Annotated in this window: 9 protein-coding genes; 3 read left to right on the top strand and 6 right to left on the bottom strand. The window is 71.9% G+C overall.

All coding sequences use genetic code 11. The features are described 5' to 3' along the window. Positions 1-9 precede the first annotated feature (9 nt). Positions 10-771, bottom strand: coding sequence for a DeoR/GlpR family DNA-binding transcription regulator (locus OG524_RS01710; protein WP_405392767.1), 762 nt, complete (start codon positions 769-771; stop codon positions 10-12). 451 nt (positions 772-1222) lie between these two features. Here OG524_RS01710 and OG524_RS01715 point away from each other — a divergent pair, with 451 nt between their 5' ends. The 3 genes from OG524_RS01715 (at position 1223) to OG524_RS01725 (ending at position 4593) form a co-directional block, all read left to right on the top strand. Then, the gene (locus tag OG524_RS01715; RefSeq protein WP_405808709.1) at positions 1223-2974 is read left to right on the top strand and encodes a lysyl oxidase family protein; all 1752 of its coding nucleotides are present in this window, start codon (positions 1223-1225) and stop codon (positions 2972-2974) included. Positions 2975-3118: 144 nt separating this feature from the next. Beyond that, on the top strand, positions 3119-3904 hold the full coding sequence (locus tag OG524_RS01720) for an SAM-dependent methyltransferase (protein ID WP_405392765.1): 786 nt from the start codon (positions 3119-3121) through the stop codon (positions 3902-3904). Positions 3905-3939: 35 nt separating this feature from the next. Beyond that, the gene (locus OG524_RS01725) at positions 3940-4593 is read left to right on the top strand and encodes a class I SAM-dependent methyltransferase (RefSeq protein ID WP_405392764.1); all 654 of its coding nucleotides are present in this window, start codon (positions 3940-3942) and stop codon (positions 4591-4593) included. A gap of 171 nt (positions 4594-4764) precedes the next feature. On the opposite strand, the gene OG524_RS01730 is transcribed toward OG524_RS01725, so the two are convergent. From OG524_RS01730 to OG524_RS01750, 5 genes are all read right to left on the bottom strand, one after another. After that, on the bottom strand, positions 4765-5577 hold the full coding sequence (locus OG524_RS01730) for a hypothetical protein (RefSeq protein WP_405808712.1): 813 nt from the start codon (positions 5575-5577) through the stop codon (positions 4765-4767). Then, a complete protein-coding gene (locus OG524_RS01735; RefSeq protein WP_405392762.1) occupies positions 5574-6203 on the bottom strand; it encodes an RNA polymerase sigma factor in 630 nt (209 codons plus the stop codon). Before OG524_RS01735 ends, OG524_RS01730 begins: the two co-directional genes overlap by 4 nt. A 59-nt stretch (positions 6204-6262) precedes the next feature. Further along, complete coding sequence (locus OG524_RS01740; protein ID WP_405808714.1) at positions 6263-8986, bottom strand: SpoIIE family protein phosphatase; 2724 nt, start codon at positions 8984-8986, stop codon at positions 6263-6265. Positions 8987-9043: 57 nt separating this feature from the next. Beyond that, a complete protein-coding gene (locus OG524_RS01745; protein ID WP_405808716.1) occupies positions 9044-11158 on the bottom strand; it encodes an MMPL family transporter in 2115 nt (704 codons plus the stop codon). Between the two features lie 118 nt (positions 11159-11276). Next, on the bottom strand, positions 11277-12041 hold the full coding sequence (locus OG524_RS01750; protein ID WP_405808718.1) for a YqjF family protein: 765 nt from the start codon (positions 12039-12041) through the stop codon (positions 11277-11279). Between the last annotated feature and the right edge of the window lie 24 nt (positions 12042-12065).

Below are 12065 nucleotides of genomic sequence, written 5' to 3' on the forward strand. Positions count from 1 at the left end.
GCGGGTGTCTCAGACGCGGATGACGTGCGGGCCGAGGAGGGAGTAGCGCTGGGCCTCCGCCGAGGGGAGCCCGGTGTCGGTGACGATGGCCTCGAAGTCGCCGACACCGGCGAAGCGGCAGAAGCTCACCGCCCCGAATTTCGTGTGGACGCCGGCGAAGACCCGGCGGCGGGAGCTGCGCATGGCCTGCGCCTTGACCTCGCCGACGGTCGGGTCCGGTGTGGTCAGTCCGTACTGACGGGAGATGCCGTTCGCGCCGACGTACGCCAGGTCGATGACGAAGTCGGCGAGCATGCGGGTGGCCCAGTGGTCGACCGTGGCCATGGTGCTGCTGCGAACGCGTCCCCCGAGCAGGAGCACGGCGATCTTCTCGGCGTCCGCGAGGACCGTCGCGACGGCCAGGGAGGCTGTGACCACGGTCAGCGGACGGTCACGGGGCAGGGCCTCGGCGATGAGCTGGGGGGTGAATCCCTCGTCGACGAAGACCGTTTCGGCGTCACCGAGCAGATCGGCGGCGGCCGCCGCGATCCGTGACTTCTGCGGTACGTGGTGGGTGGTGCGCATCGCCAGGGTCGTCTCGAAGCCCGCGCTCTCCACCGGGTACGCACCACCGTGTGTACGCCGGACCAGACCGTGTTCCTCGAGGGTGTGCAGATCGCGCCTGATGGTCTCCTTCGCCACCTGGAACCGTTCGGCCAACCGGTTCACATCGACCGAACCGTCACATCGGGCCGTTTCAAGAATTCCCCGTCGGCGTTCCTCGGTGCCCACGACACCATCCCTGTACTAGGTGCGAATCTGCCATGGCCCGGCGTCCGTTCGGGCCCACGCATAGGTTGTACAAGCAGGTACACGTATCGGACCAGGCTATTCGCGGCTCCTCCTGTGCCCGTTCATGCCCGCTTCACCACGGCGTACGGTACTGGTGGTACCGCACTCCGGTGACTGCGGGGCAGGGGTTCCCTGCCCGCTTCGCTCGACGCGATGCCCGTATCGCGCCCGTTCGCGGTCGCGGCGCACCGTCGGCAGGCGCCCGTGTAGCACAACCGCACCCCATTCGGTGCCGAAACAACGCGACAACGTCTCATTCCGCACCGTAAGACCGGTTTTCAGCCAACGATTCGTGACTCATGGGTCTGCGGACAACCTCCGGTGCCGTTCCTCGCCTCTCACGGGCAAAGCCCCTCCGCCGCCCGACCGGGCATTCGGAAATCGAGGAACGATGACCACCACAACCCCCCGCAGCCGGCTGTGGCGTCCGGCGGTGGCCGCCGGTGCGGCGATCGCCGTGATCGCCGGAGTCGCCGCCGCCTCCCCCGAGGGCAGGAAGGCGGTGCCGCCAGCGCAGCTCGGCCTGATCGCCGCCTCGGGATCGGTGACGCTCGACTCGTGGAAGGACGACCCCGGCGTCTACCTGGATCTGGGGACGTACCTCACCGCCGGCAACTCCCCGTTCGAACTGCGGGTGACCCGGAAGTCCTACAAGGACCCGGTCGTCGCCACCCAGGTGATCCGCCAGGGGAAGAAGACCGTGACCAGGAAGCTCCCCGCGGGCCTCGTCAAGGACTTCTCGGGCCTGCCTGGCTTCCTCCAGGTCACGGTGAAGAACGCGGCGGGCAGGACCGTGCTGAACCGCACGGAGTCCTTCTGCCCGAACAACGCGTCGGGCAGGATCCGCCCCGACGCTCCGTCCATCTCGAAGTACCCCGAGAGCTGCCCCGTGAACCCGTTCACGCTCGGCTCCGTATGGGGTGTCGAGAACGGCTGGGCGTCGAACACCTACTCGGGCTACTACTCCGAGCCGGTCGCCCTCGGCGTCGGCAAGTACACCGCCAAGGTGTCCGTGACCAAGCGCTACCGCGACCTTTTCAAGATCGCCGACAAGCCGCAGACGGTCAAGGTGACCGTGCGCGAGCGTGGGGACGAGGAGGCGGGCGCGGGCGTCGCGTCCCGGTCGGCCGGCGCACACGGCTCCCACACGGCCGGACACGCGGCCGGCCACTCGTCGGGCCACGAGGCCGCGCAGCCGTCCGGACACGCCGGTCACGTCGCGCCACGCTCACCTGCCCCGGCCTCGTCGACCAACGGCGCCGGCCCCGCGTACAACGTGGGCCACGGCCCGCACGCACCCGCTCCTGCCGCCCTCCCCTGGGCGCTCAAGCGGCAGAGCCTCCGGGCTGCTCAGGTTGGGGACGGCCCGGGACGCACGGACGGATCACGGCAGGCCCCTGCGGCGCAGCCCCTGGCGAAGCGTCCGACCGGCAAGGCCAAGGTGCCGAACGTGCCCAAGCCGGACCTGCGTTCGCTGCCCGCCTACGGCATCACCGTCAGCGAGGGCGACGGGAGCGCCCCGGGCAAGGACTTCCTGGCCTTCAGCGCCAACGTGTGGAACGCCGGACCGGCGCAGCTGGTGGTCGACGGATTCCGCGCACCCGGCAAGGAGCTGATGGACGCCTACCAGTACTTCTACGACGCCTCGGGCAAGCAGGTCGGCTACACCCCGACCGGCACCATGGAGTGGGACCCCCGCCCGGGTCACGAGCACTGGCACTTCACCGACTTCGCGAGCTACCGGCTCCTGAAGGCCGACCGGAAGGAGACCGTGCGCAGCGGCAAGGAGGCCTTCTGCCTGGCCAACACCGACGCGGTCGACTACACGGTGAAGAACGCCAACTGGCACCCGGACAACACCGATCTGTCCACGGCGTGCGGTCAGGAGAACTCGATCTCGGTGCGCGAGGTGCTCGACGTCGGCTCCGGTGACACGTACACCCAGGACCTGCCCGGCCAGTCCTTCGACATCACCGGCCTGGCGAACGGCACCTACTACATCCAGGTGCTCGCCAACCCGGAGAAGCGCCTCAAGGAGACCGACCTCACCAACAACAGCGCGCTGCGCAAGGTCGTCCTGGGCGGCAAGCCCGGCGCCCGTACCGTGACCGTGCCCGCGCACGGCCTGGTCGACGCCGGCTGACGACAGCCTCGGCGCGGGTCCCGGGAAGTGTTCCCGGGGCCCGCGCCTGTCGCGTGTCGGCCTCGACTCCGCCCTGTCGCGGTGGAGTTGCTGTGGCAGAATCCGCAGGTGGAGCGGTCCACCACATCAGCAACGGAGCTCGCGATGACGCCGGCGATACCTCAGCCCCCGATCGACACCAGCAGGCCCCACTCGGCGCGCGTCTACGACTCGCTCCTCGGCGGCAAGGACAACTACCCGGTGGACCAGGCGGTTGCGGAGCACCTGCCGGCGGAGGCGAGGACCGGGGCGCTCCAGAACCGCGCGTTCATGAACCGCGCGACCGCCTGGCTGGCCGGTGAGGGCGTCGACCAGTTCCTCGACATCGGTACGGGGATTCCCACCGCCCCGAATCTGCACCAGATCGCCCAGGAGATCGATCCGGCGTCACGGGTCGTCTACTGCGACAACGACCCGATCGTGCTCCGGCACGCGGAAGCCCTGCTGATCAGCCGCCCGGAAGGCGTGACGGACTACGTCCACGCCGATGTGCGTGAGCCCGGCACGATCGTGGAGGCCGCCCGCGAGGTCCTGGACTTCGACCGCCCCGTCGCGCTCTCGCTCCTGGGCCTCCTGCACTTCCTGCCCGACGACGAGGACCCGTACGGCATCGTGCGCACGCTGGTCGCGACGCTGCGCCCGGGGAGTTACGTGGTCCTGTCCCAGGGTGCGTCGGACGTCAATCCCGAGCGCGGCGAGGAGGGCGCGGCCGAGTACGGCAAGGGCGGCATCCGCCTCGCCCTGCGCACCCGGGCCGAGTTCGCCCGCTTCTTCGAGGGTCTGGACATCGTCGAGCCGGGCCTGGTGACGGCCCCTGAGTGGTTCCACGGCTCCGACGTTCCCCGGCCGGAGGAGAGCGGCCTGTACGTCGCGGTCGCCCGCGTCCCGTGACCCCCGGGGCCGACATCAACGGAAGGGACGTCTCCATGAGCGAGGAGCACCAGCACCCGGCGGCGGCGGCGTTCGACGCCATCGGTGCCGACTACGAGCGGGCCTTCGCGGCTTCGGCCGCCCATCATGCCTCCCTGACAAGGCTGTTGGAGGAGCTCCTACCGCACAGCCGGATCCTGGACGTGGGCAGCGGGACGGGCCGGCCCACGGCCCAGGTCCTGGCCGGCGCCGGGCACGAGGTGCTGGGGGTCGATGTCTCACCCGTGATGGTGGACCTGGCGTCCCGCCAGGTTCCCGGGGCGTCCTTCCGCTGCGCCGATATCCGTGAACTCCCCCTGCAGGAGGCCGGTTTCGACGCGGTCTGCGTCTACTTCTCGCTCCTGCAGATGTCCCGTGACGAACAGGCCGCCCTCGTACGGAAGCTCGCGCGGGCCCTGAGGCCCGGTGGCCGGATGGTCCTGGCCACGGTGCCGTTGGACGTGGAGGGCGTGACCGCGGTCTTCATGGGCCAGGAGGTACGGGTGACCAGCTTCGCCCCGGAGGCCTTCGCGGCGCTCGCGGCCGGCGCCGGGCTCTCGGTCCTGTGGGAGGAGCACACGGTCTTCACCCCGTCCCACCCCGAGGCGGCGCCGGAGCCCCATGTGTTCCTGCACTGCCGGCGGGACCCGGGGCCGGCGGCATCCGGCTGACGAGCGGATCGGGGTGACGGCCTGCCGGTGCGGGAGACCGGCTTCGGCGGCGCCGCAGTGCGGGTCTGCCGTACTGCCGGGCGCACACCGCTCGCCGCTCCCGACGCGCCGGGCGCCCGCCCGCCTGGCGGCGGGACGGCCCCGGCCACGCGCCTGCGGGCCGTCGGCGGCCTACGCGGTACCGGCTGGTTCGGCAGCCTTCGTGGTCCTGGCGGCCTTCGGCGACTTCGAAGGCTCCGGCGACTTGGCGGCCTTCGCTTCCTTCGACAGTTTCGCCGACTTCGGCGGATTCGCGGACTTCGGGGACTTCGACGGCTTCGCGGACTTCGGCGGTTTGGCGGACTTCGACGGCTTCACGGATGGTGACGGCTTCGCGGATTTCGACGGCCCCCCGGCGCCACTCTCCTCCAGCGCCCGGTCGCAGAACTCGTCCACGCCGTCCTGCCCTCCCGCCGCCTCCGCGAGGCGCCCGGACGCCTGGTCCGAGCCGGCGCCACCCCCCGCGCTCCGGGCGCGGCAGAGCCCCACCAGGCCCGGATCGGCCGGACCGTGCGCCGAGGCGGACGGTGCCGCCGGCTGCGGGCGCCACTCCTGCGTCGTACCGGGTACGGGTACGACCGCAGGGGGTCCTGCCGGACCGCGGGGGGCGTCCACCGTCGGTGCGGGACCGGGGTCGCGGTCGAACGGGACGGGGACCACGCCCACGGCCATCGCCACCCCGCCGAGCGCCGCCGACGCGACGACCGCGCCGAGTGCCGCCTTCCATGGCGTCCCGGCGCTCCGCCGCCCGGCGGCCGGGCGCCAGTCGTCCCGCCTGCGGCTTCGCCCGGCACGGGCGGGGGTTCCCGCGTCGTGCGCCCGGCAGAACGCCGCGAGGGCCTCGGCCTCCCGCGCCGCCGTGCCGCGGCCCCGTACGGCGTCGGCCAGCGCCTCGATGTCCGGGGTCACCAGAGCCTCGTCCGGATCCCGCTCTTCGCGTCTCATGTCTCGTCCCCCTGCGTGCGCGGCACGGCGGGCGTCACCGTGTCCGCCCGGCCCTCCGAGGCCATCTGCTCGGCCAGTCTCCTCAGCCCCCGGTACGCGGCCGTCCGCACCGCACCCGGCCGTTTGCCCAGCACCCGCGCCGCCGCGGGCCCGTCCAGCCCGACGACCACGCGCAGGAGGACCGCCTCGGCCTGGTCGGGCGGCAGCCGCGCGATGCGTTCGAGTGCCCGGCGGGTCTCCAGCGACTCCAGGACCGCTCCCGCGGTGTCCGTCTGCCCGGGTAGGTCCAGGGCGTCGTGCTCGGTCAGCGAGATCACGGGCCGCCGCTTCTGCCTGCGCAGGTGGTCCAGCGCCCGGTGGCGGGCGATCGTCGCCGTCCAGCCGCGGAACCCGGCGCCGTCACCGCGGAACCGCCCGAGGTCGCGGGCGATCTCCAGCCACGCCTCCGAGGCGACGTCCTCGGCGTCGTCCCCGACCAGCCCGCGTACGTAGCCCAGCAGTCCGGGGTGCACGATCCGGTAGGCCGTACCGAAAGCCTCCTCGTCCCCTTGCTGGGCACGCTCGACGGCCTCGCGGAGCCGCACGTCGTGCACCTGCGTACGACGATGCTCCCCGCCCCTGTGCACACAGTCCTCTTCGGTCGCCCCGGCACCTCTTACCCTCTGCGTCAGGACTCACAGAAACGTCACAACTGTCGCGGGTTGCCGACCGCCGGATCGTCCGGGGGTGTCGCCCCCGGGAGTAGCTGCTCGGTCCAGATGACCTTGCCGCCGTCGTCGGTGTACCGGGCGCCCCAGCGTTCCGCCAGTTGGGCGACGAGGAAGAGACCGCGGCCCCCCTCGTCCGTGGTGGCCGCCTGCCGCAGGTGGGGCGAGGTGCTGCTGCGGTCGGACACCTCGCAGATCAGGGTGCGGTCACGGACCAGCCGGACGCGGATCGGGCCGGTGGCGTAGCGGATGGAGTTCGTGACCAGTTCGCTGAGGATCAGCTCGGTCGTGAACGCCTCCTCGGTCAGATCCCACTCGGTCAGGGTGCGGGACACCTCGGCCCGTATGCCGGACACCGCGGCGGGGTCGGAGTCGACCTCCCAGTCGGCCACGTTCTCGGCGGCGAGCCGGCGCGTGCGGCCCACCAGCAGCGCGATGTCGTCGCGTGCCCGCGCGGGCACGAGGACCCGCAGGACCGTCTCGCAGATCTCCTCCGGGGTCCGGTCCGGATGTCCTTCGAGGGTGGAGCGCAGCATCTCCAGCCCTTCGTCGATGTCCCGGTGCCGGTCCTCGACGAGCCCGTCCGTGTAGAGCACCAGCCGGCTGTCCTCGGGCAGGTACATGTCCAGGGTTTCGAAGGGGAGGCCGCCCAGGCCCAGCGGCGGTCCGCCGGGTACGTCGGCGAACGCCGCGGTGCCGTCGGGGCTGATGACGACCGGCTGGAGGTGGCCGGCCCGCGCCATGGTGCAGCGGCCGGTCGCCGGGTCGTAGATGGCGTACAGGCAGGTGGCTCCGGTGACACCGCCCTCCCCGCCGTCGGCCGTCTCGTCGCGGTCGATGCGGGCGACCAGCTCGTCCAGGTGCCACAGGAGCTCGTCGGGGGGCAGGTCCAGGGTCGAGAAGTTGTGGACGGCCGTGCGCAGGCGCCCCATGGTGGCGGCGGCGTGGAGTCCGTGGCCCACCACGTCCCCGACCACGAGGGCGACCCTGGCGCCGGGCAGCGGGATGATGTCGAACCAGTCGCCGCCGACCCCGCCCAGCCCGCCCTGCCCGGCCTGCGCGGGCAGGTACCGGTAGGAGGCGTCGATGGCGCTCTGGTCGGGGAGGCCGCGCGGCAGCAGGCTGCGCTGCAGGGTGATCGCGACGTTGTGCTCGCGCGAGTAGCGGCGGGCGTTGTCGATGCTCACGGCGGCGCGGGCGACGAGTTCCTCGGCGACGGACAGGTCCTCCTCCTCGAAGGGTTCGGGCTTCCCCGCGCGCCAGAACGTGGCCACGCCCAGGATGACGCCCCGGGCGCGCATCGGGACGGCGATCATCGAGTGGAAGCCGCAGGCCACGATCTGTTCGGCCCGCGCCGGGTTCTGCTGCTGCCATCCGGACAGCCGGGGCAGATCGGTGTCCAGGACCGCTTCCCCCCTGACCAGGCGGCTCCCGATGACGGTGCTCGGCAGGAAGCGGATCACCGACCCCCGCGGGTAGAGACCCGTGTCGTGGCGGAGGCCACTGAACGCCGTGCGCCGCATGTCGCTGACCGCGCGGGCGGCGGTCGGCTCCTCCCCGTGCAGCACGGTCTCGGCCACGTCGACGGTGGCGAAATCGGCGAATCTGGCCGTGGCGAAGTCCGCCAGCTCCTCACAGGTCCGTACGACGTCGAGGGCGGTGCCGATCTCCGTGCCCGCGTCGTAGAGCAGTTTCAGCCGGCCGCGTGCCACGTCCGCCTTGCCGGTCAGTGCCTGCAGCTCCGTGGTGTCGCGCAGGGTCGTCACACTGCCCGGCGGCCCGCCGTTCCGGTCCGTGGCGCGCTGGCTGACGGCCAGCACCCGGTGCCCCACGGAGAGGACCTCGTCGGTCGCCACGCGTCCCGAGGTCAGCAGCTCGCTGGTGACGGGGTCGAGCCCCAGCTCCGTGACGGAGCGGCCCTCGACGTCCGTGGGGAGTCCGAGGAGCCTTCGTGCCTCGTCGTTGGCCAGCAGCAGCCGCCCGTCGCCGCCGATGATGAGCACGCCCTCCCGCACTGCGTGCAGGACTGCGTCGTGATGCTCGTACATCCGGGTCATCTCGGTCGGGCCGAGGCCGTGGGTCTGGCGCCGCAGCCGTCTGCTGACGAGCGCCGTACCGCCTGCGGTGAGGACCAGGATTCCCGCGGCGGCGCCGAACAGGAGGGGGAACTGGTCCTCCGAGACCCCGCTCACCCGGGCGATGGTGATGCCCGCGGAAACCATGCCGATGACCTTGCCGTCCGCGCCGAAGACCGGCACGACCGCCTGTATCAGCGGCCCGATGGTCCCGATGATCTTCTCGGTGACGACCTCGCCCTTCAGCACGGGCTCCACGTCACCGACGAACTTCTTCCCGATCCGGTCGGGCAGCGGATGGGTGTAGCGGACGGCGTCCAGGTTCAGCACGACGATGAAGTCGACCCCGGAGGCCTTCCGGGCCGCCTCCGCCTTGGGCTGGAGCAAGCCACTGGGGTCGGGGCTCGCCAGGGCCGCCTCCATGCCGGGGGAGTTCGCGAAGGTTCCGGCCACGGCGACCGAGCGATTGCGTGCCTCCCGTTCGCTGGCAGCCCTGGACTGCAGCAGAAGCGCTGCCACGGCAGCCGTGACGAGCAACACCACGATCGCCACCTGCAGGAGAAAGACCTGACCTGCGACGGTTCTCATTCGGAGAAACGAGCGCGGGCGGCCGTAGCGTCCGGCCATGCCCCCCTTTTTACACCCTTGCCCTACACCGGGCGAGCGGTACGGGCGGCCCGGCCGTCAGGCCCTTGCCGACTCCTTCGCCTGGCCGCCGTCCTCGCGGGCGAGCCGGTGCGGCCACCAGACGCGCGGGCCGATGTCCAGGAAGAGGGAGGTGACCAGCACGGACCGTACGACGAGGGTGTCCAGGAGCACGCCCAGGGCGACGGCGAAGCCGATCTCCGCGAAGGCCACGACCGGCAGGGTGCCCAGCACGGCGAAGGTGCCCGCCAGGACCAGGCCCGCCGAGGTGATCACCGCGCCGGTGGCGGCGAGCCCCGTCACCACGCCCGCGCGGGTGCCCCGGTGCAGGGCATCCTCGCGGATCCGGGTGGTCAGGAAGATGTTGTAGTCGACGCCGAGCGCCACCAGGAACATGAAGACGAAGAGCGGGAAGTCCGTCGTCTCGCCCGCGTAGTCGAAGACGTACCGGAAGACGAGCGCGCTGACGCCCAGCGCGGCGGCGAAGGAGAGCACCACCGTCGCGATCAGGAGCAGCGGCGCCACCAGGGCGCGCAGCACCAGCGTCAGGATGATCAGTACCACCAGCAGGACGAGGGGGATGATGACCAGGTTGTCGTGCCGGGTGGCGGTGTCCATGTCGAGCAGTGCCGCGGTGTCTCCCCCCACCTGGGCGTCCGCTCCCGGCACCCGGTGGACGGCGTCCCGTACCCGTTGCACGGTCTGCTCGGCGCGTTCGCTGTCCCCGGGGTCGGTCATGGTCGCCTCGAAGATGACCCGGCCGTCGTGTTCCGGCTCGGCGCCGGGCGGTACGACGAGTGAGCCGGGCACCACGCCGCGTGTCTGTGCCACCGCGGTCCGCACCTGCGCGCTCCGGTCCGCTGCCGCGATGACGACCAGAGGGCTGCCGCTGCCCGCCGGGAAGTACCGGTGCTGGATCTCCTGGCCGACGATCGAGTCCGGCTTGTCGGGGAAGGAATCGGCGTTGCTGAGCCCCGCCGCGCGCAGCTGGACCAGTCCCAGGGACAGGGCGGCGAGTACGAGGGAGGTGGCCACCCAGACCTTGCGGGGGCGGGTGGAGAGCCGCTGTCCCGTACGGGCCCAGAAGCCGTGCTCGGTGGGCTCGGGCGTCCCGAGGCGGGGTACCACCGGCCAGAAGACCCAGCGGCCGAAGATCACCAGCAGGGCCGGGAGCAGGGTGAGCATGGCGACGAGGGCGACGGCCACGCCGATCGCTGCCACCGGGCCGAGGCCGCGGGTCGAATTCATCTCGGCGACCAGCAGGACGAGCATGCTCAGCACCACGGTGCCGCTGCTCGCCAGCACGGCGGGGCTCGCCCGGTGCAGTGCGCGGGCCATGGCCTCGTGCCGGTCCTCGTGGCGTCGCAGTTCCTCCCGGTAGCGGGCGACGAGCAGCAGGGCGTAGTCCGTGCCCGCGCCGAAGACCAGCACGGTGAGGATGCCCGCGCTCTGTCCGTTGACGGTGAGGCCCGCGTGTGCGGCGAGGAGGTAGATGACGGCCTGGGCGGTGAGGAGTGCGGCGACGACGGAGATCACGGGGAGGAGGAACAGGCTCGGGCTGCGGTAGGTGATCAGCAGCATCACGACCACGACGGCGAGCGCGGCGAGGAGCAGGGTCGAGTCGATGCCCGAGAACGCGTCGGCGGAGTCGGCGGCGACCCCGCCGGGTCCGGAGATGTGGACGGCGAGTCCTCCGCCGCCGCTGCCCACGACGTCCCGCACGGAGTCGACGGCGGGGCCGATGCGCTCCCAGCCCTCCTCGTCCATCGTGATGGGGACGAAGATCTGGGCGGCGGCCGGCGCGGTCCGGCTGTTGTACAGGGGGCCCCGGGTCTCCGTGCCCCGTACGCCGTGCGCGCTCAGCGTCATGAGCTGCCGCTTGTCCTCGGCGATCCGCGCGCGGTCCGCGCCCGTCAGGCCGTCCTCGCGGGCGTACACGACGATCGCGGTGATGATCTCGGGCCGGAATTCCTTGGACTCCTCCCAGACCTGGGTGGACTCGGCGCTGCTCGGCAGCCAGGACGCGGCGTCGTTGTCCTGGGCGCCCATGAGCTTCCCGGCCAGTGGTGCGGCGAGGACGAGGACGAGGAGCCAGAAGGCCACGACCGCCCATTTGGTGCGTCGTCCGCAGATCAGCCGGGCCACTCCGCGCATGTCGCTCCCACCGTTCGGTCCGTCCGTGGCGGCGACAGTAGAGCGGCCCCGGGCCGGAACGGGCGGCGACATGCCGTGGAGCACCGTGCCGGACCTCGGTCGGAGCACCCCGGCGGTGTCAGGGGGTCGGGATGCCTCCGGGGCGGGCCGGGAGGCCGAACCGGACGGGGACGCCCGGCGAGTAGAGCACGCTCACCGGCTCGCCCTCCGGCGCGGCCAGGCCCGCCGCCGTCACCAGGTTCTCGTCACATTCGAGGAGCCGGGCCCGGTGCAGGGGCCAGCGGGGGTGGGTGTTCGCGAGGTAGGTCCGGTGTCCGAAGAAGGTGTTGTGCATGCCCCAGCGTGCGGTCAGGAAGTGTTCGAGGGCGTCGGGGTTCTCGACACGGTCGCCTATGCGCAGCACTATCCGGCTGTGCGCGCCCCGCGGTCCGGGCCACCGCCGCCTGCTGGTGTACGTGAGGGTGTCGGCGTCCTGCCTGACGTCCATCCGGGACCATACGTACGGCAGTCGGAACATCGTCCGTGCCATGGCCACGGGGATCAGCCGGGAGGCGTCCAGCGAGCGGAAGACCACTCCGCGCCGCCCTTGGGAGTCCACCGAGTACAGCCGCACGTTCGTTTCGGGGAACGTGCCGAGGTAGGGGACGCCGGGCAGGCGGAACCAGCCGACCCGGTGCATCCGGAAGGCCACGAGTCCGACGTAGGTGACGCCGTTGAGCGTGTCGGGGACCGTCCCGGCGGGCAGCAGCGGTGCCACGTCCGCGGGGTCGGCCGCCCAGTGCAGGAAGGCCAGGTCCAGCCAGGACTGGGTCATCAGGGAACTCAGCGCGGGGTACGGCGAGTCGGGGGTGATGGCCTGCGGGGTCACGGGGAGGGGCGGCACCCTGTCAGGATCGCAGAGCGGCCC

Source organism: Streptomyces sp. NBC_01520 (assembly GCF_045040375.1).
GTDB lineage: Bacteria > Actinomycetota > Actinomycetes > Streptomycetales > Streptomycetaceae > Streptomyces.